Source organism: Atopobium minutum 10063974 (assembly GCF_000364325.1).
Taxonomy (GTDB): domain Bacteria; phylum Actinomycetota; class Coriobacteriia; order Coriobacteriales; family Atopobiaceae; genus Atopobium; species Atopobium minutum.
The window spans coordinates 308669-332358 of the sequence record NZ_KB822533.1 but is presented as its reverse complement, the minus strand read 5'-3'; the positions used below and the strand labels follow the sequence as shown (position 1 = coordinate 332358).

Below are 23690 nucleotides of genomic sequence, written 5' to 3'. Positions count from 1 at the left end.
GATCCCCTTACTCTTCTTTGTTGTCGTCTACTACCTCGTAGTCTGCATCAACCACATCATCGGAAGCATCAGAAGACGTTGCAGAAGCGTCTGCTGTAGCTTGCTCATTTGCTGCAGAGTACACAACCTCTGCAAGCTTGTGGCCAACCTCCTGGAGTTTCTCGGAAGCAGACTTGATTGCCTCAATGTCAGTGCCCTCAAGAGCCTTCTTGGCCTCATCAACGGCGGCCTGAACCTCATTCTTGAGGCCCTCTTCTACCTTATCGCCCAGCTCCTTAAGGGTTTGCTCGGTGCTGTAAGCCAAAGAGTCAGTCTGATTGCGGATCTCAATCTCATCCTTCTGACGCTTATCCTCTTCTGCGTGAGCCTCGGCGTCCTTAACCATACGATCCACTTCATCATCGGAAAGCGCGGTGGAACCAGAAATAGTGATCTGCTGAGACTTGCCCGTGGCCTTATCCTTTGCGGTTACCTTAACAATGCCGTTTGCGTCAATATCAAAGGTGACCTCAATCTGAGGTGTACCACGGCGTGCGGCAGGAATGCCCTCAAGCTGGAAGCGACCCAGGCTCTTGTTGTCACGCGCAAGCTCGCGCTCACCCTGCAAAACGTTGATCTCTACCGAGGTCTGGTTGTCTGCAGCAGTGGAGTACACCTCGGTCTTGGAGGTAGGAATGGTGGTGTTACGATCAATCATCTTGGTCATAACGCCGCCCATGGTCTCTACGCCAAGGGACAGGGGCGTTACATCCAGCAGCAAGATACCCTCCACGTCACCGGTTAGAACGCCGGCCTGAACAGCTGCACCGTCTGCAACTACCTCGTCCGGGTTAACAGACATATTGGGTTGCTTGCCCGTCATCTGCTTGACCAGATTTTGAACAGCTGGCATACGGCTGGAACCACCAACAAGAATAACCTCGTCTACCTCAGAGATAGCAACATTTGCATCATGCAAGGCCTTGGTTACCGGCTCCTTGCAGCGATCGAGCAGATCGCGAGAAATGCGCTCAAACTCTGCGCGGGACAGGTCATACATCAGGTTCTTAGGACCGTTTGCATCCATGGCAATAAAGGGCAGGTTAATGGTGGTTTGAGAAGAAGCAGACAGCTCCTTCTTGGCGTTTTCTGCTGCCTCCTTAAGACGCTGAAGCGTCATAGGATCATTGCGCAAATCAATGCCATTCTCGGCCTTAAACTTGTCTGCCATCCAGTCAATAATGCGCTGGTCCCAGTCATCACCACCCAGGTGATTGTCTCCGTTGGTGGCCAAAACCTCTACAACACCGTCCGCAAGGTCAAGCAAGGAGACATCAAAGGTGCCGCCGCCCAGGTCAAAAACGAGTACCTTTTGCTCGGTCTGCTTCTTATCAAGGCCGTAGGCCAAAGCAGCAGCCGTAGGCTCGTTAACAATACGCTGAACATTCAGACCTGCAATTTTACCGGCATCCTTAGTTGCCTGACGCTGTGCGTCATTAAAGTATGCAGGAACGGTAATAACTGCATCCGTTACGGTCTCTCCCAAGTACTTCTCTGCATCTGCCTTCATCTTAGAGAGAATCATTGCGGATACTTGCTCTGGAGTGAAGTCCTCGCCGTCAATTTCTACAACGGAACGGCCGCCCTGACCAGACTTTACGGTGTAAGGAACGGTCTTGAGCTCAGAGCTTACCTCGTCAAAGCGACGACCCATGAAGCGCTTGATCGAGAAGACCGTGTTTGTGGGGTTTGCAACAGCACTGTTTTTTGCTGCCTTGCCCACCACGCGGTCATCAGAGCGGAAACTTACCACAGAGGGAGTAGTGCGGTCTCCTTCTGCGTTAACAATAATAGTAGGCTCGCCGCCCTCCAAAACTGCCATTGCTGAGTTAGTAGTACCGAGGTCGATACCAAGAATTTTGTTACCCATAATCTATCCTTCCAAATATGCTAGCGTGTGCGCTAGTACTGTTGTACATTTTGGTTGATACCCATGCTTTGGACCACTATACAAAATCTAAGTGACTTATTGATATATTTTTTAATTGCACACATTTAAACTTTGAGCTCTCAACTAATTCCTACTAGTTTACCTGCAGAAACTTCTCGTAGAAATTTCCAACATCTTTAAAAAGAATCCACTTTTGTGCTTGATTTACGCCCCGCTGATGCTATTCTCAACCCGAGGAATCACTCGCATAGCTACATTCGGGGAGGGATGTACGCGAGTTGAGAAATAAGAAGGAATGGAGAATATCATGTCTCACCCAGTTATTGTTGCCGATGAGTGCGTATCTTGCGGCGCCTGTGTAGACGCATGCCCTTGCGATGTTCTTGAGCTGGGCGATGAGTGCGCTCAGGTAATGGATGCGGATTCCTGCATTGCCTGCGGCGCTTGCTTGGATGCCTGCCCCACCGGTGCTATCACCGAGATTGTGGAAGACTAGTTGTAGGCATCCTCTTACAACCTCGTCTTTCTCAGTAAGAGACAGCTAAGGGACCGTTCCTCGCGGTCCCTTTTCTTTTGTAGAGCACTTTGTTTTAAGGCAGCGCTTTGCTTTGAGATGGTGCCTTACTTTATGGTGGCACTTTGTTTTGCGAGACCCCATTCAAGCTATACTAGCTACAGACAAGACAGCTGGAGGTAGTATGAAATTACTTATCGCCTCGGATATCCACGGCTCTGCATACTGGTGTCAAAAACTCGTTGAAGCCGTATCCGCTCAAAAACCCGACCGTTTGGTGCTGTTAGGAGACCTGCTCTACCACGGCCCCAGAAACGACCTTCCGCGCGAGTATGATCCTAAAAGGGTTATTGAACTACTTAATCCGCTCGCGCCTTCAATCATTGCCTGCCGCGGGAATTGCGAGGCAGAAGTGGATCAGATGGTGCTGGATTTTGCTTGTATGGCGGATTCCAATACCCTCTTTGACCCTCAGACCAATAAGACTATCTTTTTAAGCCACGGCCATATATGGGGACCGGGCTTGCACAACAGTGTTGACAGATGGCCTACCCTCAATCCAGGCGACATCTTTTTGTATGGCCACACACACAAAAAGGTTCATCAGCAGGTGGACGGTCATGATGGCATTACGCTGTTCAATCCTGGATCAATAAGCATCCCTAAAGATGGCAGCCACAGCTACGGCCTGTACGAGGACGGTAAGCTGTACCACATTCTTCTCTAACGCTAGCAGCAGCTACTTATTGTTGTTAGGATCACTTGTTTGGCTTGTTTTTTGACGAGAAGCCCTTCGAACCCGAAAGAAGTCGCGCAGCAACTGGGCGGCCTCATCCGCTCGTACACCTGCTGTTACGGCAAACTCATGATTGAGCCGCGCGTCATGACTCATGTCATAGAGGGTTCCTAGTGCGCCTGCTTTTGGATCAGCCGCACCATACACGCACCTGTCTATACGCGCATTAACCATAAGTCCTGCACACATACTGCAGGGTTCCAACGTGACGTATACGGTGCAACGGCTCAAGCGCCACCTCTTGAGCGCTTGACTGGCAGCAACCATGGCCAAAAACTCCGCATGCGCCGAGGGATCCAAATCCTGCTCACGCCTGTTGTGTGCCCGCGCCACAACCTCACCAGCACACACTACCACCGCGCCAATGGGTACCTCGCCTTCTGCGGCTGCCAGCATAGCTTCTTCTAGTGCAAGCTGCATGAACTTCTCGTCCTGTTGAGCCTGGGCATTCTGAGCATCTGCCTGGGAATCACCAGGGGCTTGTCGCTCAAGGCTTGGCTGTGTTGTGCGCGAAATAGACATAGACCACCTTAAATTAAAGTTGACGACTCTATAGTAGCGTGAGATGCGCTAGAATAGCTACACCACGGAGGGATGGCAGAGTGGTTGAATGCGGCGGTCTTGAAAACCGTTGAGCGTTTGTGCGTTCCGAGAGTTCGAATCTCTCTCCCTCCGCCATTTGCCTGATATGAGCCTTGCAGCGTAAACACTTCTGATGTATGTTGCAAGGCTTTTTATATACCTTTGTAATAAGGATGGGTATACTAATGATACGTCGTTGCGCTTGTAGTCAGCGACACTGAGAAAGGACTCCTATGCCCGTACTTATTGCCATCGTAATCATTGCTGTACTCGTCTTTATGTTTATAGGCCTGTACAACAACATTGTTGGTCTGCGTAATCGCTGTGACAACGCTTGGCAAACTATCGATACACAGTTGCAGCGTCGTAGTGACCTCATCCCTAATTTGGTAGAGACGGTAAAGGGCTATGCCTCTCACGAATCCCAAACGCTTGAGGCAGTTATTCAGGCTCGCAGCAATTACGTCAACGCCTCCACGCCCGAGCAGGCTATGGATGCAAACAACCAGATTACCGGAGCATTGCGCCAGCTGTTTGCGTTGTCTGAGTCCTACCCTGAGCTCAAGGCAAACACAAACTTCCAGCAGCTCCAAACAGACCTTGCAGACACCGAGGACAAGATCTCCTATGCTCGCATGAGCTTTAACGATTGTGTGCTTAATTACAACAACGCCATCCAAACATTCCCCGGTGTTTTGATTGCTGGGTTTGGCGGCTTTACCGCACGTAAGGGCTTTGAGGTCGCCAGTGAAGCTGATCGTCAGGCTCCCAAGGTTTCCTTCTAAGCGCTGCTAAATACAGCTCACACGTAATGTTCACGCGTAAAGTTCACGTGTAACGCAGACCCCTACGGCCACAAGTACCATGCCGTAGGGGTTTTATGTGCACAAATGCAGCAAGGGCTTCTCGTTTGCGCGCCCGCACAACCCCGCCCAGAAATAAAAATAGATTAAACAAGAAATTGGCATTTTTGCCGCTCTTTTTTAAAATGCTGTGTACAATAAGAATGCGCTAAACCTTGTATGTACAGCGCTTTTTTGCAGTCTCGTAGAAGGGGCAACATGAAACCTCGACCTCACAGTCGATAGCCCCCGTGGTGTGCTCTGCCGAGTCTACCACGAGGGGTATGACCGGCACCGCGTAAGCGGCGCTACGCTTGTGTACACGTTTTTTGTACACAGCTGGAAGGAGCATGCATGATTTATCTCTCCCAGCTTTTGGGAAACCCAGTACTTGATGCTGATGGCAATAAAATTGGTGTCGTCAATGACCTTGGCATTGCAACAGGCGAGGTCTTTCCTCGCATTACCTCTCTTGCCTTCCAAGGCCCCGGCAAGACCCCTTTCATGATTTCGTGGCGCAAGTATGTAGCGTCCTTTGATGAAGAAGAAGTCCACCTTACCGTTCCCTCTACGGATATCAGGTTCTCATATCTTCAGCCGGAAGAAGTGCTTATCGCCCGCGATCTGCTTAACAAGCAGATTGTAGACACGCGCGGTATGAAGGTAGTTCGCGTAAACGATCTCAAGCTATCGGACACCAGCTCCAGCCAGCTGCGCTTGCTGGGTGCGGAGGTTGGTGTGCGCGGCCTGCTCCGCTCGCTTTCTCCCACTATCGAGAAGCTCGTGGTGCGCGTAATGCGCAACTTTGGCAAAGATCTCCCCGAGCGTGTTATTGCCTGGAACTACATGGACCTGTTGGATCGTGACCTCTCCAACGTAAAGCTCTCCGTTACCCATAAAACCCTCGATGAGCTGCACCCGGCAGACATCGCAGATATTATCGAGCAGCTCGACCCCCGTTTGCGCGGGCAGGTTTTTGCCCAGCTTGATGATACGCAGGCGGCAGAGGCCATGGCGGAGCTTAATGATGACCAAGCAGCAGAAATCATGGGTGACATGGCAGAGCTTGACGCCTCGCGCATGTTATCCGAGATGGACCCCGATGATGCAGCAGAGCTGGTTTCCGAACTCGATTACGCAAAGGCCGAGAAGCTCTTGCGCTTGATGGGTGTTAAAGAGCAAAAGGCCGTTAGGCAGCTGTTGGGCTATAAGGAAGATACCGCTGGTCGTATCATGACCTCCGAAGCCGTGCTGGTGTCGCAAGATGCCACGGTCAACGATGCCATAGAAGCCCTGCGCAGTTTGGATGAGGACTTTGAGACTGTCCACTACATCTATCTCAAAGACGCGGAAGGACGTCTTAGCGGTTTGGTTACCTTGCGCGCGCTTGTTATTGCTGGATCTAACACCAAGCTATCGGACATTGCCATTGAAGACGAACTGATTGTTGCAAGCCCCGAGGACGACCAGGAAGATGTTGCAGAGACCATTGCTAAGTACAACCTGCTTGCCCTGCCCGTTGTAGACGATAATCGCCATCTTCTGGGCATTGTAACCGTAGACGATGCGCTAGACGTCTTGGAGGAAGAGCACGCAGAAGACCTACAGATTGCCGGTGCTTCCAGCGGTGATTCCGAGGGCCACCGGTCCATGGAGGGCATCTTGTGGCTCATGCGCAATGAGATGTGGTTCTTTATATGGATGCTCAGCCTTATTGGTTTGGCTGCTCTGTTTGCTTCCCAAGGCTGGCTCAATATTTTCCTCTTGGGCGCTATGCTTCCCGTTGCTATTATCGCCGGTAACGATGCAGCAAACCTGGTAACCAATTCCTTTATCGAATATGACCCAGATGATGAGGACGCTCCTACCATGCTTGGCTTTGCCCTGTCCTCCCTTGGTCTTGGCATAGTATTTTCCCTGCTTGTAGGCTTGATTTCTGGCAGCCTAGTAAGCGTGGTTTCTCAAAACAGCGTGCAAAACACCATTTTAATGGAGGGCATTAGCTCTTGCGTTGTGGGCATTCTGGTTTCCTTTGCACTCACTCCGCTGTATCTAACCATCCTGCGTAAGCGTGACGAGAAAAATCTGGAAAACTCGGGTACCTCTCTTGCTGCTGTAGCCATGGTCATCTCGGCATTGGTCTTTATAGCTACTGCTGCTGTTTTGGTGTACGGAATTGGTGTATAGCATGGCAGCACAAACGCACAAGTCCACACCAACACAAAGTACATCCCAGCACTCTACCAAAGACGCCGCTTCAGACGCTTTAGCAAGCTCTTCTCACACAGCAGCAGGCAAGGCTGGTAAAGCGGGCATTGCTGCCATCCTAACCGCTATGGGTCCTGGCATTCTTACCTCATTTGCGGGTATGGATGCCGGCGGCATTGCTACCTTCTCTACCTCCGGGGCTTCCTTTGGTTTTACCATGCTGTGGACCATTCCCATCATGACGCTGCTACTGGTAGTGGTCCAAGAAACCTCCGCTCGCATGGGCTGTGCCACCGGTAAAGGCTTTGCCTCTCTTATTAGAGAGCGCTTTGGCGTGCGTATTTCCGCTTTGGCCATGCTGGCGCTTATCATCGCAAACTTTGCGGTAACCATTTCCGAATTTGCCGGCATTGCCTCCAGTATGCTGCTGTTTGGTGTGCCCATTTATGCCAGCGTTCCCGTGGCTGCTATTGGTACCTGGATTCTTACTATGAGCGGGTCGTACCGACGTATCGAAAAAATCCTGCTGGTTATTAGCTCGGTCTTTATCACCTATATTGTCTCGGGCATTATTGGCAAGCCGGACTGGAACATGGCACTGTACAAAACCATTGTCCCGCAGCTCAACAGCAGCACCGCCTACATTTCTTTGCTGGTAGCAAGTGTTGGTACCACAATCTCGCCCTACATGATCTTTATGGTTTCCAGCAATGTTGTCGAGAAAAACCTCGATGAGTCAGATATTCCTGCTCAGCGTGCCGATAATGTCTCTGGTGCCGTAGCTCAGAGCATTATTGCTTGGTTTATTATTCTCACCACCGGCGCTGTGCTCTTCCCCGCAGGCATTGCGGTGACCAGTGCCTCAGATGCAGCACGTGCTCTTGTTCCTTTGGCAGGACAGTATGCTTCTGCCCTCTTTGCTATTGGTTTGGTTGGAGCTTCCTTTTTGGCAGCGTGTGTACTACCAGGCATTACTGCAAGTGCCGTATGCGAGGCCTTTGGTTGGGAACGTGGCGCAGACCGCAACTGGCATGAGGCGCCCATCTATCGTGGCATTATTACAACCATTACCATCCTCAGTGCCTTGATTGTTTTGATCCCCCATATAGATCTATTTGGCATTTTGATGGTTGCGCAGATCATTAACGGCATTACCTTGCCTGTTTTGCTTGTCTGCATGGTTTTACTTGCCAGCGACACTCATCTTATGGGCAAGTATCGCAATGGCAAAATCTGGAATGGTCTTACCTGGTTTGTTATTGTTGCTATTACCATCTTGACCGTCATAATGTTTGCCCTACAGGCTATGGGCATCTAACAGAACCGCAACTCTATAACAAATAGCATGAGGGCTGTCCTAATTTTAGGACAGCCCTCATTGTTCAACTGCTAGCCTATCTCGGTAGGCCAAACGGCATCTTCGGGCATCTTTGCCTTACCTGTTACGATGTCCTCAGGCACATTGCCGTCTGCCTTCATAAGATCTGTAATGGTTACAAAGGTATAGCCCTGGTCATGAAGCTTATCAATAATCTGCGGCAGAGCCTCAAGGTCCTGCTCACGTGGGCCGCCGCCGTCATGCATCAAGATAATATAGCCCGGCTGGATGCCATTAATTGCGTTAGCAACAATCTTATCCACACCAGGACGAGACCAATCCAGTGAATCTTGGTTCCACAAAATGGAAGCGCTCATTTTACCCTGCGTAACCAACCAGGTCTTCTCGGTAAAGGCGCCGTACGGCGGACGAATCATGGTGGTCTCTACGCCCGTGGCCTTCTTGATGGACTCAAAGCTGCTGTCTAGCTCAGACTGAACGCGCTCGGCGGAGTCTTTGGTAAGTACATCATGATGGTAGGTGTGGCTCATGATCTCATGACCATCATCAATAACCTTTTTGGAGAGCTCGGGCATAGAATCCACGTTCTCACCCAGATTAAAGAAGGTGGCAACCACACCGCGATCCTTCAAGATCTTGAGGTAGCGCTCCGTGTAAACGCTTGGGCCATCGTCAAAGGTAATGGAGATGAGCTTTTTGCCGTCCTTGGGCTGCAGATTACGGGTCTTGAGCACGCAGTCCTGACCCTCTTGCTTTACCTCGCCGTCAGCGGTTTCACCAGAGGTTTTGCCGGTACGGAGCTCTTTTTTCTCAACTTTTCCCCATTGAGAAACGTAGGTGACGCCGCCCCAAGCACCATCCATCGTAAGCTTGGGCTGAGTTTCTACCATCTCGGTGGTGTACTCCTCCATAATGTCGCCGCCATTACCAATGGTAATGGTTTCACCGCCGTGGATTTTGTACTTGTTGCCGTCATCAAACGACAGGTCCTTATCGTCCACCTTGACCGAATACGCGTAACCCTTGCCCTCCGTAAGAACCTTGCCGGAAACACTCGTGAGGTTACCTGCGGTTACGCTAATCTTTTCTTTAGCAATGATGTCGCTCAGCGCGGTATTTACGGTATAGGTGCGGCGAGCACCATTGATGACCACCTCAACAGGGCGGAAGATATTCCAGCCAATGGGCAGGGCCGCGGCTATAGCAGCCAGACCGCCCAGCATCACAAAGTCGCGACGTGTTATGCCTCGTTTGGGTCGCTTATTCCCCGTTATAGGGCGCTTGGTAGCAACAAAGCCCTTGTCGGCTGTTACAAAACCAACATGTTCACGCTGGGCAGTGCTATTGGAACGCTGCGCCTGCAAATAGGGGTTCTTAGAAGCAGGGCTATTTTGCGTTGCCCCCGCATACCCACCCGCTTTGCCCGTAGGGGTAAAGCGCGGCGTACTTTGGCGAGAAGTGCCAGAAGCAGTATTCATATGTGCGCCTGTGCGCGCAGGACCCTGAGACGGTGCGCCGTTGGTAGAAGCCTTACGTGTGGAAGCCTTATTGGTGGAAGTATCCTTACGGGAATGCGGTGTGTAATGATCACCAGATCGTGCCATGTGCCCTCCGAGCGTGTTTAAACTTTGTTTGAAAGCCTTTGTTCATTCAAGAGTATATAACGGTTTACTTGCTGTTCTTATCAAATTCTTCCTTAAACGCAGCAAACATCCCACGCGTTTTTGAAAGGTTTCTACCAAACGCGCGCGCAGCCTTTGCCGTAGCGTCATCGGAAGAGGATTTTTTCTTTGCGGCTGCCGATGCAGAACCTACCGCACTCCTATCTTGAGCTGCAGATTTTTGGGGATCGCTCTTGTCTGCTGTGCGGGACTCAGATGCGGCTGATTTGGTTGGATCAGACACAGAAATTTTGACTCCCTGTGCTTCAAGCTCTGGCACGTCCGGATCAAGCTGTGTAGCTTCAATGACAGCATGTTTTGCCTTGCCCAAGGCGCGTCCTAAAGAATATGAGCCTTTTTCCAAGGCCTTATCGGCGGTTTGCGCTATCTTTTTGCCAGCTTGCGCGCCAGCTACCTGAGCAGCACCAACGGCTTGGCCAGCCTTAGCAGCAAAGCCTCCCGAGAAGGTCTGCACAGGAACGTCATCTGAGACAATCATGGTTTGGTTGTGGTAGCCCTGCATGCAATCGGCTGGAATGTGTATCGTGCCAATGAGCGCATTAGCCGCGCCGCTGTTGGAGACCTTAAAGGTTTGCACCACGCCGGTAGCAGTATTGAAGTCACAATCAACAATGTAGCCAAGGTTCTTGCCACTTGCTGTGGACACGTCCATGCCGGCCCAGATAAGGCACTTTTCCCAGTCAAGACCAAGGCGCTTGATGGCTGGCTGACCCATGCCGGTCTTCTCGTTAGTGCAATACAGACCCTCATCGCAAACGGCAAACGAGTCAAACGCCAAAAACACATCGTCGCGCTTGATCATGCCAACTACGTCGGGGCGTTTGACCATAAAGCCAACAACTTGCTTACCGTCAGGTGCAAATACAAGCTGGTGGACCTTGCCCAAACGCTTAAGAGCAAGCTCATCTGTCTGTTTGGTAGGCTTGGTTGTAAAAACTTTGCTGTTTTGGATTTGAGAAAGCGACAGCATGGGCACCTCGCAGCTTTGTTGTGCTTTATCGAAAGTAATAAAAGAAAAAGGCGCTACCACAAGATAGCGCCTTAGCAGTTTTTACCTTGCAGTACTGAGTATAGCGGGCTACTTAGGCTTCTGCCTGCTCTGTATTGTTTGCAGCCTCCGTGTGATCTGCGCTCTGTGCGCTGTTAGATGGAGCGTCATCAGCTTTTTCTACCTCTACCTGGACCTCTACCTCTATGGGGTCGTTAGCAGTAACCTCATTAACAACGCTGTTTACCTGGCTGGTAATGTTAGAAATAACATCCTGAGCCTGAACAGAAGCAACAGCAACGGTATCAGACAAAGAGCTGCGAACCTGATCCATGCGCTCACGTGCAGCATCTACCTTTGCGCGCAGCTCATCGGTGGTGGCATCCACCATAGGACGAATGTGAGCGACCTTCTCGGCAGTGGACTGGCTGGTTGCCTCATAGGCATCCTTTGCACTATCCCACGCGTCGTTCATGACATCAGCAGCCATACCACGACTCTCTGCACCGGAGCGAGGGGCAAGCATTAAGCCGGCTACCGTACCTATAGTTGCGCCAAAAACAGTACCCAGCACAAATCCAAATCCACTCTTTTTGCTCATCTTGCGTCCTTCCATACAGCCAGCAAAGCCTGGCGATACGTACTCGGTTATGCGCTTAAGTATACCAGTGTGGTGTACGTAAAACGCCCATTCTTAGTTGATAGATATCGTAGATATGACCAACGCGCTACTCTACACCAGGCTCTGCTGCGTCAGACTCTGCGCGCAGCTCTGCGCGCAGCTCTGCCTCAGGAGCAAGTTTCTGCTCGTCATCAGATGTTTCGTCCATGGCGGCTGCCTGATCAGGGACAGATGTGCCTTCCTGCGCGGGGGCGGGTGCGTCATTGTGCTCATCAGCAGATACATCATCTAAAGAGGCAACCATGCCGACAAGACCCTCTACAATGGCATCGATGCCTGGCTCGGGATTGCCGCCACCGGTGTAGGCCCACTGTAAAATCCAAGCAGCACTAGAAAGTGCGCCGGCGACCAACGCATCATCGGGGCAGTCCAAGCTAACATCAAAGGTGCGGGTGTCCACGCTGGTAATAGGTATGGTACGACCCGCAGAAACAGCTCCGCCCAAACCAGTGCGCGCAATAAGTTCTACCGAAACATGCTCAAACAGATGGGCAATCTCGGTAGCAGGCAAAGCGTCCTTAAAGGTTTTTCCTGTATCGCCAAAGCAGGCATGCTCACATATTTGGGGCATGAGATTGTAAACACGCGTGGTGCCCTCAAGATCCTCGTTTGTAAACAGGGGAGCTTCTTCATCAATATGAATGCGTGCGGTTAGGTAGCGGGGTCCAACGGTTAGTTTTTGAATTTCGATTATTTGGCCCATCAAACAAAAGCCTCCCTGTGCTTGTTATGCTTAGAGAAAACGGTAGCTCACCGTTCTAACACCCCAGCCCTCAGTGGAGTTGGCACCCAATGCGCGCCACACGCCACCAGCTAGATCAAGATCACGCCCATAGGGAGCAAATCCACCAGTATCAGTAACGGTTGCTGTAACGGTAGTCCCATTGTAGTAAATTTCTACCTTTTTGCCGATAAGATGGCGTGATGAGATGGGGACGGCCACCGTCATGCTGGTCTCGGTCAGAGGTATACCAGAAGCAGTTGCAGTACCACCGGTATTGTCGGCAATGGTATAGGCCGAAGCACGACCACTTTTCCAGCCTTGATCTTGGTTAATAACCACAACACCGTCCTGGATTACCGCACCGGGCTTAATGTTGGTCTCGGTAGGGCCAAGTTTGTGAACCTGATAGGTCAGGTGTTGGTGGGTGTCCAAAAGCGCTTGTACCGAAGATTCATTACCGGAGCCATTGGCTTTAGCCGTATGGAAACCATTGCTTGAAGTAACCTCAGAGGTGGTGTCACCCACACCAATTGCTTGAACATCCTCAGCAAGGGCTGGCAGGCTATCAAGCTGCATAAAAGCAAGCGTGACACCCACACCAAGTAACCACATTCGTACCTTGTTGGAACTACTAAACAAACTACATCCTTTATCCGTCGCAACAGCAATACCAAGCACGCGCTGCCGCGATATTTGAGGCGTTGTTTAATTAGAGTTGATTTGTGCCTCGCCGACAAGAGCTTGGGAAACCTACTTTTGTGTTTACCCCTGCTCTGCCGAACCGTATTTGTATGTGCGTAAAAATTTTACCCGCTCATACTACCAATATGATGTGGAAACTGTTTGAAGGAACGTATACCTGCACAAATACCGTTCACCATCTAGCGAACGGTATGAGATTTTCCGTCAAGAGCATCTGTGGTGGCTAAGGCGGCAGCATCGTCGGTGGAGGTAGGTTTGGGAGCACTCACACGCACCTTTGCAATGCGCCGGCCACGCACGGAAACCACCTTAAACGTCCATCCATCTACCACGAACTTCTCGCCAGCATTGGGAAGAGAGTCCGCCTGGTCCAGCACAAAGCCCGCTATGGTTTCGTACTCGCCTGAGTCCGCCAAAGGCCAGCCAAGCTCTATGGCATCATCTATGGAATAGCGGCCATCTACCAGCCATTCTGTATCCGAAAGCTGGGTGAGGTACCGGTTGTCTGGGTCAAACTCATCCTCAATCTCGCCCACAACTTCCTCCACGATGTCCTCTATCGTAACCACGCCGGCAGTTCCGCCATACTCGTCCACCACGATGACCATCTGCGCATGATCGGCACGCATCTGAGAAAGCAGCGGAATGATGTCCTTGGTGTCGGGTACAAAATCCGCCTTGCGGACGTACTGAGAGACGGAGCGCTCGATTTTCTCGCCAGCCAAAACCGACTCGATCAGATCCTTGATGTGAGCAATGCCAATAATGTGGTCAACTTCCTCATGGTACACGGGAATGCGCGAGAAGCCCGTGGTGCGCATGATGTCCAACACGGCCTCGCAAGACAGACAGTCCTCCACAGCAGTCATGTCCACACGCGGAACCATGACCTCACGAGCAATAGTATCTCCCAAGCCAATGACCTCGTGGATCATAGACTTTTCTTCTTCGGACAACTCATCTGTGTCCGTTACCAGATATCTGATCTCATCCTCGGAGACCATTTGGCGGTCAGACGTTGCCTTAAGATGCAGCACGCGCGCCACGCCATCTGCACTGGCAGAGGTAAGCCATACCAAAGGACGAGCAATGGTTGAAAAAGCCATAAGCGGACCGGCCACAGCCTCTGCAATGCGCTCCGCGTCACTGAGGGCTATGCGTTTGGGCGTGAGCTCGCCTATTACGATGGAAAAATACGAGATAAGCAGGGTAATGATGACCGGTGCTGCCACCTGAGCTGCGGACGCCGCAAGGCCCAAAGAGATCATCCAAGCTGCAAAGGGTGCCGATAGGCTGGTTGCCGCAAAGGCAGATGACGCAAAGCCTACCAAGGTAATGGCCACTTGAATTGCCGCTAAAAATGAATCCGGATTTTCAACCGCTTGGGCTGCAACAGCCGCACGGGCATCCCCTTCCGATGCTTCATGCTCAAGCAGCGTACGCTTTGCTGTAGACAAAGCCATTTCTGCCATAGAAAAGTATCCGTTTACTAAGGTGAGAAGTACGGTAACAACAATTGATATAACTATGTCCATGCGAGAAATCGCATCCTCCAAAAACGTTGGCGCTCCTACGCCAGCAAACAACATACGAGTAGTTTACCAGCTTTACCTGCATCGTTGTATGCACGCACTTGTCACACAAAAATGGCTGTAAAAAAGGCTGCACTCGCCTCCACAAGTGCAGCCCTATATACCCAGTTCAAAAGGCATTCTTACCAGTCATGTTTATGAGCCGTGAACTGATGTCTTTTGCTGGTACGCCTACTTTGTACCCGCTGCGCGCTTGGCAGCATACTCATCTGCCAGACGCTGCTGAACGTCATGAGGCACTTGCTCGTAGCCAGATATCTCAAGGCTAAACTCGCCGGTGCCACGAGAAAGCGAACGAAGTCTTGTTGCATAATCTGCAACTTCTGCCAGGGGAACTGTAGCGCTAATGCAGGTCAAGCCCTTATCGGTAACTTCCATGCCCTCAACGCGGCCACGGCTTGCAGAGATATCTCCCATGATGGATCCGGCGTAGCTCTCTGGAATGGAGACCTCCATGTGAGCCATAGGTTCAAGCAATACCGGCTCTGCTTGTTCAACCGCCTTGTTAAAGGCAAGGCGCGCCGCCGTCTTAAAGGCCATTTCATTAGAGTCTACCGGGTGATACGAGCCTTCATATACCGCAACCTTGACGTCAATCATGGGATAGCCGGCTAAAACGCCTTCCTTCATGGTCTCTTGAACGCCCTTATCGATAGCGGGAATGAAGCCGCGGGGAATGTGGCCACCCACGACCTCATCCACAAACTCATAGCCAACCATGGGGTTGGGCTCTACACGCAGCCAACAATCACCATATTGTCCTGCTCCACCCGTTTGCTTTTTGTGACGGCCTTGGGCAGAGGCGGTGTGACGGATGGTCTCGCGATACGGAATGCGCAGAGCGGTGGTGTGAGCGGTAATGCCTGTACGCTCCTCTAAGCGCTCCAGCAAAACGGAAACCTGCGCCTCACCAATGGCGGAGATGATGGTTTGACCGGTTTCTTCGTCATGAAAAACACTCATGGTTGGATCTGCATCGCAGCTCTTCTCCAAGAACGTGAACAGTTTGTCTTCTGTGCCACGCTTATCGGGCTCGATGGCAATTCGGTACAGCGAGTTGGGGAAGCGGAAGGAAGCAGCCTCTACCTTGCCTGTTACGGAAAGGGTGTCTCCCGTCATGGCGTCCAACTTGGGGACAACCACAATATCACCCGCAGCCGCAACGTCAACATCTGCGGTTGCATGACCGCACATCATATAGAGGTGAGTAAGGCGCTCAGTCTTGCGGGTGCGCGCATTGATAAGCTCTGTGCCAGCCTTAACCGTGCCCGCCAGCACCTTAATAAAGGACAGACGGCCAGACTGCGTGTCATTCAAAGATTTGAACACAAAAACAGCAGGACGATCATCACCAGGATCAATGTTGAGTGCCGTACCATTAACAAGCGGCACGGGGCCGTAGTCTTGTGGCGTGGGGAAGTATTCCACCACATTGTTCATGAAGGAAATAATGCCTTCTTCGTGCACACAAGAACCTGCAAACACGGGCACAAAAATGCGCTTAACGATGGCCTGATGGAGCAAACTTTCCAGCTCATCTTGACTGAGTTGACCGCCATCTAAATATTTAAGCATGAGCTCGTCATCTGCCTCTACAACCAGATCACAGAGTGAATCATGGGCAGCTTGAGCCATGCCTGCATATGCTTCTGGAATGGGCTGCTCAACCGGTTTGCCATCAACCAGCTTACGAGCAACCATATGGATAACGTCAATAACACCCTCAAAGGTATCGCCAGAGCCCCAGGGCAGCGTTACGGCGCCCAAGCGATTACCAAAGTGCTCTTGCAGATCGAGCAGAACATCATAGAAGTCCTTCTCGGTCTTATCAAAACGGTTGACAAAAATTGCACGCGACAAAGACAGATCTTCTGCTGCATACCACAGACGCGTGGTAGTGGTTTGTGCGCCCTCAGTGGCGTCTACCATAAAGAGAGCAGTTTCACAGGCGCTCATTGCGGCGTAGGCATCACCGATAAAATCGGGATAGCAGGGGGCGTCCAACACGTTGATACGGGTGTTTTGCCAGATAATGGGCGCAATAGATGTGGAGATAGAGAAGGAACGACGCTCTTCTTGCTCATCATAATCTAGCGTGGGCTTAGTTCCCGCATGGCCACCCAGCCTTGATGTTTTGCCTGAGAGATGCAACATGGCTTCGGCCAGCATGGTTTTGCCCACGCCGCCTTGTCCTACCAAAACCACATTCCTAACTTTGTCTAGCTGTGACATGATAGCCTCCTCGCACGAGTATGCTCGAGCCTTACGGTCGCAGCACAGCCAGGAGGTGGACCCGCATGACTGTGTGGCAAGCCTCTTTGCTTAACTTTACACGCAAATGTGCGGCTGGAAAGTAAGTATCGGGAGACGGACTTTTTAAGACTGTGACAGGTAGATCCCAACAAAGCGGGGTATTATCAACGTAGCTGTTGCTTACTGTATTTGATCGCTGATCTGGATTACTGCGCTGGAGGATGCATGGGATACCGCACTTACACCTGTCCTATTGCTCGCCAATGTGGCGGCTGTGAGTGGCTTAGTGTGCCCTACCCCATTCAGCTGCGACGCAAACAAGAGGCAATGGTTAGCCTGTTTGAAGACCTTGCCAAGGCAGATGGCTGCGAGGTTTTGCCCATTGTTGGTATGGACGAGCCTCGTTTTTATCGCTATAAAGCTGCAACGCCCTTTGCTCCTGGTACGCGAGGGTGTATTCGCAGCGGCTTTTTTGCGCAGGGATCACACCGCATTGTACCCTGTGCAGAATGCCTGGTAGAAGAGGCAAGTCTGCGCCCCATTCTTAATAGCGTTGCTCGCGTGGCAGAACGCGTAGGCGTGAGCGCCTACCAAGAGGACAAGGGCAAGGGACTTTTGCGCCACGCCATTGTGAGAAAAGCCATGGTGGGTGGGGAGATTTTGCTCACCATTGTTACTAACGGCAACCATATTCCTCAACGGCTGCGCTTTGTGGATGAACTCCTCTCCGCGCACCCCGAGATTACCAGCATTGTTCAAAACGTAAACACCCGACGCACCAATGCTATGCTGGGCAATCACAATGATGTCTTATATGGCACAGGCGTCATTCACGATAGTTTGCTCGGCTGTAGGTTTGAGCTTGGAGCTACCTCGTTTTATCAGACCAATCCCCAACAAACCGAGAAGCTCTACTCTCTTGCGCTGGAAGCTGCACAGCTAAAGCCTGGCACGCACTTGCTGGATGCCTACTGCGGTACAGGCACCATTGGCTTATGCGCAGCTCATAGCTGCAAAAATATAAAACTGGTTGGTGTGGAGCGCGGTCAGGAAGCTGTGGTGAACGCCAAGCGCAACGCTCGCGCCAATGGCCTAGAGAATACCGCACGCTTTATCAGAGCCGATGCAACAGAATATCTTTCTAGTAAACAGAGCGATAAAACCTACGATGTTATTATGCTTGATCCACCGCGCGCCGGATCCACTCCTGAGTTTTTATCGGCCGCCAGCGACTGCCATCCTGAAAGAATTGTCTATATTTCTTGCAATCCACAAACACAAGTTCGTGACCTGTGGTTTTTGCATCAAAAGGGCTGGAAGCTAGCGTCTGTTACCCCCGTGGATATGTTTCCACATACCAAGCATGTGGAAACGGTGGCGCTCTTAACCCGGGAAAAGAGCGCGTAACCGTTTTTGAAACATTATTTAATTATTGTAAGGCCTGAGGCATAGTCCTATACGCACTCTGCCTGCAAGGTTAATCCGCTCCTTAGGCACTACTCCCCTACTTGCGTGCGCCGCCTACTAAGGCAAGAGACCCACAGAGCTCCACCCAACGCTGCTCCGGAAATCAACAGCAAGCCGCCAATGTTTGCTCCAGAATCCGACGTGTCAGGCAGAACACGTTTACGCTTGCTCTGTCCATGGCGAGAAGTACCTGCAGCTGTGGTGCCGGTCTGTCCATCAGATTGATCTTGCTGGCCAGAATTGTTAGAACCTCCTGGCTGGTTCGGATCTGAGGGGTTTGGATTTGCGGGGTCGTCGGTATTGTCGTTATTGTGTACTTCAGGATCCTTAATTGTCCTAGACGATGGTACGCCATAGTCGATATCGTTGGGATTAGGTGCTATCGCAGTAGTATCGGCGACCTCTGCTAGGGCAAGGGTACCCAAACGCGAAAGAGTATGTACGGCAGCTTGGTTCTCATTCAAATTGAGAGGAAGCACCGTCCAGGTCTGAGCAGCATAAGGCTTATACACAAGCAGCTTATTGTTCCAGCTTCCAGCTGCAGAAGCGCTTACTGCCAGTTCAAATGAACCTTCGGGATCAACCGGCTGACCACCTACGTCGGTCAGTTTCAAGTTGTAAGCTTGCAGCACGTTAGGCGCTCCCGGAAGGGCGGCAATTTGCGCAAGGTCATCATCTGCTAGATTGGTCTTTTCCACTTGGAATGTAGTTGCTGTACCAAGATTGATGGCCGAACCCGTCAGCTTAAAGGTATTGTCAGAAGAGCTCAGGGTTTTCTTTTGACTGTCAGCATCGCTTAGCTTGACAAATTTAGTTGGAGGATTGTTAGGGTCAGCCGGATCAGGCGTCAGATTACTACGCATTTCATCGCTAATCTGGCTCTCGTCGTAGTAACTCAACGTGGTTGCCGATGGGAAGGCATTGGGGCTAAGCCCACGGAACTTACCATTTGAACCTACCTCCGGCATGATGGTCTTATTCAAACGCACTGTTTCGATGGGATTATCGCTAAAGGCCCCAAAACGTACCGTCTCAACCTTATCGGGCAAAATGACCGTCTTGATCTTGTTGCTTTCAAAAGCAGATCTGCCAATGTATTTGAGATTTGCAGGCAACTTGAGCTCCTCAATTTCGTTGGAGCTTTTGTAGTTACCGGCAAAAGCGTCGTTTCCGATCTCTTCGAGAGAGTCGGGAAGGTAGACCTCTTTGATTTTGTTGGCGTTAAATGCGCTTTCACCAATGGTTGTAAGGCCCTCAGGCAGGACAAGGCTTTCAAGCCCTGCCTTTTCAAAGGCATAAAGCCCAATGCCCTTTATATGCTTGGGAATGTCGATACTCTTAAGATTCTTGTTGTTTTGGAAGAGCTGACTGCTAATAAAGCTGTACTTGGGATTATTGGGAAGCTTAACGTGCTCAAGTTTCATGGCTGAACCGTAATTATCACCCTTAAACGCTCCGGTCTCTATGGTCTCTACACTGTCAGGAATATCAATGCTTGTCAGCTCTGAGCAGCTCTCAAAAGCACTCTGCCCGATATGCTTAAGCGAACCGGGAAGATTAAGTGAACTAAACCGTGCTTTTTTGAAAGCGCCACTATAGATGTACTCCAGTGTGGAGGGAAGCATAACTTCTTTGGCGCCAGACTTCTCAAAGGCATTCTCATGAATGCACGTAATACCCTCAGGTATCTCGATCCGCTCAATTTCTCCGCCTTGCCAGGACGGAGCCTTGTAGACACCAGGACCGATCTGTGTAATTTTTACGCCACCGATAGTATCGGGAACGCTAATAACGCGCTCCTCCTTTGGCTGCTTTTCATAAACTTCCTGTACCTTGTGATAGGCAACAATCATGCCGCGAGAAGGGCTGATATCGTAGTCACCAATAGTCACGATATCTTTAGCCGCTTGGCCTTCCTCGATAAGAGGATCAGCGGTAGGCGTAGTTGAGATTGCCGTGTCAAAGGTGGGGTTTATAGGGTCTTGATCGTGAACGTCTTGTCCAGTTGCAAAGTACGCTCTAATCATTGGCGCACCCGGATAACCGGCAGATGCCATACTGTTAAAGTCACCGTTATAGATAAAGCACCGAGCATAAGCGGACGTATTTCTACTCACGCTCTTGTCCAGAGCCACAGCTGGGCTTGCTCCTGACGGCGAAACTTGCTTTACCACAACATATACGTCACCCTGCATGGCAAGTTTAAGATCTCTAAAGTCAAAGCGATTCCAGGTACCGCTCTTGGCCTGCACAAGCTGTGGCTTCATGAGATCAATGAGTCGACCAAGTTTATTTACCTGTTTTACACTAATCTCAAACTGCCCGTCTTTTAAAATTGGGTTGTTGCCGGCAGCGTATACCATGACATGGTCAAGAACGCCGTCCTTGGGCGCGGTTACCTGAATAGCAGAACCTCTTCCTACAGTTTTATGCAGGATTGCTCCACCCAAAGGGTTGTTATTGTCGTAAGCAAAACCAACAGTACCAGCACCAGGCTCTGCGGTCGGACGATCTGCATTGGGATTTGGCTCATTGGATGGGTCATCTTTTTCCAGGTTGACTTCAAGCTCATTTGACTTTTTATCTAAAGAAACCGAAATTTCTTTGGACTTGTATCCCGGAGCTCCAACCAAAACGGTATAGGTACCTTGCTTGATCTTGCTAAAAACATAAGCACCATCGGGGCCGGTCTGTCCTTTCAGTCCAGCTGCTGCAATTTCAATATCGGCAACAAGAGGACCTTGATACGTATCCCCCGTGTCTGGAGCGGTACTGGTAAAGTCTCCAAAAGCTTCCTGACGAGAAAGACCCTGCTGCTGCGGGGCTTGTCCATCCAGCTCCAGATGAACATCGTCGATGTAAAAACCATTACCGGCAGTGTTTTGATTGCTCATACTAAAGACAAAGGGATTAACAACCTTACCCTTATAGGACGTCAAATCGATCCTGCGTTCAACCCACGTACCACGCTCGGAAGACAGCTTAGTGGGATAGTTGAGCAGTGAGGCGGCTTGTCCTTCTTTGGGGTTAAGCTCTAACTGTACACCTGCCACTGCCTGATCCCAATCAAGATACTCATGCCAGACAAGCTCTATCTTGCTAGCCTGAACGGCTATGTCACCCTTCAGATCAAGCTGGGGGAGTTGGGCTGTCGAGGATGGTTCAATTCCCAAAGAATAGGAACCAAGTTTGAGTCCCATAAGGGCATTTCCACTGGTGGGTTTGGGATCGGTTTGAAGGTCTGCCGTACCAGCAGAAAAATCTCCCGTAAAAGCAAAGCCGTTTGCCCCGGATTCAAAATCAAAAGCGTATTCGTCAGGCGTCAGAGATTCCCTCACTCTATATTCAATAGGAGTGGATACATGCTCCGTACCTGTCGTATCTACCACTATCAGCTGGGCAATGTACTCTCCCACCTCAAGTGTGGATTCAGGAATTGTTACGTCATAGACACTCTTGTCATTAAAGCGAGAAGTGCCCTCAAACTCTTGAGCTTTTGTGCTGTCCTCAAGAGAACTTACACGAAGGAGCACCTTTGCCACCTTTGTGGCATCTTTAATGCTCGTACTCAGCTGATAAGGACGATCTTTCAGAATTTCTTTTGCCATAGAGGCCTGTATATCAGTGTCCGCGTTGAGCTGCAGTGGTTCACTCGATCCGTTTACCTTAACTTTCAGCGACGCCAAATCTGCACCGGTAGCGCTCGTGTCATCTTGATTCATCTTGCCTAATGCCATGGAAACAGCATTGTATGCATCAATCTGTCCATATCCATATGCCATATTGGGGCTACTAGGATAGGAACTATCAGTTTTTATTTGAGCGCTCTCGCGCAAGATGGCCTCTACCTCATCAAGGCTGAGATCAGGATTTGCAGACCAAACCAGCGCTGCAACACCAGCGACATGAGGAGCTGCCATAGAAGTTCCATCCCAGCTGGCGTAGCCACCACCATAAACCGAACTGCGAACCCCAACACCAGGGGCAACCACATCCGGTTTGATAAGAGACGCGTTGTTTGCAACAGGGCCACGTCGAGAGAAACTGGCAACACTACCAGAAAGATCACAAGCTCCAACGGTAAAAATATCGGACAATCCTGAAGGGTTATCCAAGGAGCCGCTCGGCGCAAGTTCCGATCCGTTGTTCCCAGAAGACATAACGTTCAGGATGCCTACCGCACGCATCTGCCGAGCCATATCATCAAACCAAGGATCGATTTTATTTGATCCGTCAGACCAACTGTGATTGACGATTTTTGGCGCCTTTGCTGGGTCTCCGCCCGGAGCCATCATCCACTGACAGGCCTTAATAATATTCTCATTGCTCGCTCCCACACCATCTCTAAAGGCGCTGGCAACAATAAAGTTGGCACCCGGAGCCACACCGATACGGTTGTAGTCAAAGCTTGAGCCAGCAGGTCCACGCGTTTCGGAACCAAGAATAATTCCGGTTACATGCGTACCATGGTCGGAAGGGTAAGGGCTGCTGACAAGATCCAGGTAGTTGCCCTCGGTGACAGCCGTTCCCGTGGCGGAGTCGTAGCCCCTGAACTTGGTCTTAAGAGCGGGGTGGTCAATGTCAACTTTTTGATCAACAACACCTACTGTTACACCGCTACCATCAATATTGAGTTCGCTCCACACCTTATCTGCCCTGATGAGCTTGAGGTTTTCTTCTACCTCTCTGGGATCTGCAGGTGCGGACCTAAAAGATCCAAAAAGCAGGGGCTTCTCGACAGGATCCTGTATGATTGTCCCGTCCTTGGATAGACTCTTATATTCCGGTAGCTGCTTTATTTTCTCTAGAAGATCTTGTGGAGCACTGATCACAAGGATATTGCCCGCCCAGTATGCGTGATACTCGATTGAAGTGTTATGTTCAGCCTTATACGAGGCGATAAGGTCAAGCGTTGATTTTTGGCTAAGATACGCCTGCGCCTGTATAAGGGCGAGCGTTTTTACGGCTTGCGTGGGTGTTTGTGCAGGCTTTTTAATAGCTTCAAGTCCATTGGTGTAGAGCTTTTCAATAAAATCTTGGTCACCCGCTAAACCGTTAGCGATAATCTGCTCCGTTAAGGCATCAACATCTGAACCTTGTGCCGGATTATAGCTAATGATTGCTTTTTCAACCTGTCCCTCCTCTCCTGGTGTCGCAAAGGCTTTGATTGGCGCTAAGCCGATGCATAATACCAGCGCCAGAAGAAGGCGCGACAGAAGCTTGCGCATATGCACTCCATTCCGGTCAGGGGCGATAAACCCTTGACTCAAAAATAGTTATATGAGGTTAACTTATAAAGTGTATAGGCTGAATTTATGCAAGTCAAGCACACATAAACCCCCGGTGTGAAACCCAATTTCGTAAGCCTTTTATGTCTGTCAAAACATAC

Annotated in this window: 16 protein-coding genes and 1 tRNA gene; 7 read left to right on the top strand and 10 right to left on the bottom strand. The window is 50.6% G+C overall.

Annotated features, from left to right (window positions below; all coding sequences use genetic code 11):
* Positions 1–7: 7 nt before the first annotated feature.
* Positions 8–1909, bottom strand: a complete 1902-nt coding sequence (gene dnaK / locus HMPREF1091_RS01610; RefSeq protein ID WP_002563088.1) for a molecular chaperone DnaK — start codon at positions 1907–1909, stop codon at positions 8–10.
* Between the two features lie 328 nt (positions 1910–2237).
* On the opposite strand from dnaK, the gene HMPREF1091_RS01605 reads away from it, so the two are divergent.
* Together HMPREF1091_RS01605 and yfcE are read left to right on the top strand one after the other, a co-directional pair.
* Positions 2238–2426 (top strand): DUF362 domain-containing protein, encoded by a 189-nt coding sequence (locus HMPREF1091_RS01605; RefSeq protein WP_002563087.1) that lies wholly within the window; start codon positions 2238–2240, stop codon positions 2424–2426.
* A gap of 202 nt (positions 2427–2628) precedes the next feature.
* Entirely contained in the window at positions 2629–3171 is a 543-nt protein-coding gene (gene yfcE / locus HMPREF1091_RS01600) for a phosphodiesterase (RefSeq protein ID WP_002563086.1), read from the top strand.
* 12 nt (positions 3172–3183) lie between these two features.
* Here yfcE and tadA read toward each other — a convergent pair whose 3' ends face one another.
* Positions 3184–3762, bottom strand: a complete 579-nt coding sequence (gene tadA / locus HMPREF1091_RS01595) for a tRNA adenosine(34) deaminase TadA (RefSeq protein ID WP_002563085.1) — start codon at positions 3760–3762, stop codon at positions 3184–3186.
* A gap of 66 nt (positions 3763–3828) precedes the next feature.
* Between tadA and HMPREF1091_RS01590 the strand changes: the two genes are divergently transcribed.
* The 4 genes from HMPREF1091_RS01590 to HMPREF1091_RS01575 all read left to right on the top strand — a co-directional run bounded on the left by HMPREF1091_RS01590 (position 3829) and on the right by HMPREF1091_RS01575 (position 8190).
* Positions 3829–3918, top strand: a tRNA-Ser gene (locus tag HMPREF1091_RS01590).
* A gap of 137 nt (positions 3919–4055) precedes the next feature.
* Positions 4056–4607 (top strand): LemA family protein, encoded by a 552-nt coding sequence (locus HMPREF1091_RS01585; protein WP_002563084.1) that lies wholly within the window; start codon positions 4056–4058, stop codon positions 4605–4607.
* A 411-nt stretch (positions 4608–5018) separates the two neighbouring features.
* The gene (locus HMPREF1091_RS01580; protein ID WP_002563083.1) at positions 5019–6851 is read left to right on the top strand and encodes a magnesium transporter; all 1833 of its coding nucleotides are present in this window, start codon (positions 5019–5021) and stop codon (positions 6849–6851) included.
* Between the two features lies 1 nt (position 6852).
* A complete protein-coding gene (locus HMPREF1091_RS01575) occupies positions 6853–8190 on the top strand; it encodes an Nramp family divalent metal transporter (protein ID WP_002563082.1) in 1338 nt (445 codons plus the stop codon).
* Between the two features lie 71 nt (positions 8191–8261).
* Here HMPREF1091_RS01575 and HMPREF1091_RS01570 read toward each other — a convergent pair whose 3' ends face one another.
* The 7 genes from HMPREF1091_RS01570 to HMPREF1091_RS01540 all read right to left on the bottom strand — a co-directional run bounded on the left by HMPREF1091_RS01570 (position 8262) and on the right by HMPREF1091_RS01540 (position 16813).
* On the bottom strand, positions 8262–9815 hold the full coding sequence (locus HMPREF1091_RS01570) for a polysaccharide deacetylase family protein (protein WP_002563081.1): 1554 nt from the start codon (positions 9813–9815) through the stop codon (positions 8262–8264).
* A 64-nt stretch (positions 9816–9879) separates the two neighbouring features.
* Entirely contained in the window at positions 9880–10923 is a 1044-nt protein-coding gene (locus HMPREF1091_RS07960; RefSeq protein WP_051058315.1) for a hypothetical protein, read from the bottom strand.
* 52 nt (positions 10924–10975) lie between these two features.
* Positions 10976–11482, bottom strand: coding sequence for a YtxH domain-containing protein (locus HMPREF1091_RS01560; protein ID WP_002563079.1), 507 nt, complete (start codon positions 11480–11482; stop codon positions 10976–10978).
* Positions 11483–11609: 127 nt separating this feature from the next.
* Positions 11610–12266 (bottom strand): cyanophycin synthetase family protein, encoded by a 657-nt coding sequence (locus HMPREF1091_RS07955; protein ID WP_002563078.1) that lies wholly within the window; start codon positions 12264–12266, stop codon positions 11610–11612.
* A 30-nt stretch (positions 12267–12296) separates the two neighbouring features.
* On the bottom strand, positions 12297–12926 hold the full coding sequence (locus HMPREF1091_RS01550; RefSeq protein WP_143273464.1) for a hypothetical protein: 630 nt from the start codon (positions 12924–12926) through the stop codon (positions 12297–12299).
* A 242-nt stretch (positions 12927–13168) separates the two neighbouring features.
* Positions 13169–14524, bottom strand: coding sequence for a hemolysin family protein (locus HMPREF1091_RS01545; protein ID WP_035424503.1), 1356 nt, complete (start codon positions 14522–14524; stop codon positions 13169–13171).
* A gap of 228 nt (positions 14525–14752) precedes the next feature.
* Entirely contained in the window at positions 14753–16813 is a 2061-nt protein-coding gene (locus HMPREF1091_RS01540; RefSeq protein ID WP_002563075.1) for an elongation factor G, read from the bottom strand.
* A 246-nt stretch (positions 16814–17059) separates the two neighbouring features.
* On the opposite strand from HMPREF1091_RS01540, the gene rlmD reads away from it, so the two are divergent.
* Positions 17060–18241 carry a 23S rRNA (uracil(1939)-C(5))-methyltransferase RlmD gene (gene rlmD, locus HMPREF1091_RS01535; protein WP_002563074.1) on the top strand — a complete coding sequence of 394 codons (1182 nt, stop codon included), beginning with the start codon at positions 17060–17062 and terminating at the stop codon, positions 18239–18241.
* A gap of 89 nt (positions 18242–18330) precedes the next feature.
* Here the strand turns inward: rlmD and HMPREF1091_RS01530 are convergent, their stop codons facing one another.
* Complete coding sequence (locus HMPREF1091_RS01530; RefSeq protein WP_002563073.1) at positions 18331–23529, bottom strand: leucine-rich repeat protein; 5199 nt, start codon at positions 23527–23529, stop codon at positions 18331–18333.
* Between the last annotated feature and the right edge of the window lie 161 nt (positions 23530–23690).

Excerpts from the sequence above, each read along its gene's own strand:
- tadA (WP_002563085.1), bottom strand. The coding sequence starts at position 3,762 with ATGTCTATTTCGCGCACAACACAGCCAAGCCTTGAGCGACAAGCCCCT.
- HMPREF1091_RS01540 (WP_002563075.1), bottom strand. The coding sequence starts at position 16,813 with ATGTCACAGCTAGACAAAGTTAGGAATGTGGTTTTGGTAGGACAAGGC.
- HMPREF1091_RS01575 (WP_002563082.1), top strand. The coding sequence starts at position 6,853 with ATGGCAGCACAAACGCACAAGTCCACACCAACACAAAGTACATCCCAG.
- HMPREF1091_RS01585 (WP_002563084.1), top strand. The coding sequence starts at position 4,056 with ATGCCCGTACTTATTGCCATCGTAATCATTGCTGTACTCGTCTTTATG.
- HMPREF1091_RS01570 (WP_002563081.1), bottom strand. The coding sequence starts at position 9,815 with ATGGCACGATCTGGTGATCATTACACACCGCATTCCCGTAAGGATACT.
- HMPREF1091_RS07955 (WP_002563078.1), bottom strand. The coding sequence starts at position 12,266 with ATGGGCCAAATAATCGAAATTCAAAAACTAACCGTTGGACCCCGCTAC.
- HMPREF1091_RS01560 (WP_002563079.1), bottom strand. The coding sequence starts at position 11,482 with ATGAGCAAAAAGAGTGGATTTGGATTTGTGCTGGGTACTGTTTTTGGC.
- dnaK (WP_002563088.1), bottom strand. The coding sequence starts at position 1,909 with ATGGGTAACAAAATTCTTGGTATCGACCTCGGTACTACTAACTCAGCA.
- HMPREF1091_RS01530 (WP_002563073.1), bottom strand. The coding sequence starts at position 23,529 with ATGCGCAAGCTTCTGTCGCGCCTTCTTCTGGCGCTGGTATTATGCATC.
- HMPREF1091_RS01545 (WP_035424503.1), bottom strand. The coding sequence starts at position 14,524 with ATGGACATAGTTATATCAATTGTTGTTACCGTACTTCTCACCTTAGTA.
- yfcE (WP_002563086.1), top strand. The coding sequence starts at position 2,629 with ATGAAATTACTTATCGCCTCGGATATCCACGGCTCTGCATACTGGTGT.
- HMPREF1091_RS01580 (WP_002563083.1), top strand. The coding sequence starts at position 5,019 with ATGATTTATCTCTCCCAGCTTTTGGGAAACCCAGTACTTGATGCTGAT.
- HMPREF1091_RS01605 (WP_002563087.1), top strand. The coding sequence starts at position 2,238 with ATGTCTCACCCAGTTATTGTTGCCGATGAGTGCGTATCTTGCGGCGCC.
- rlmD (WP_002563074.1), top strand. The coding sequence starts at position 17,060 with ATGGGATACCGCACTTACACCTGTCCTATTGCTCGCCAATGTGGCGGC.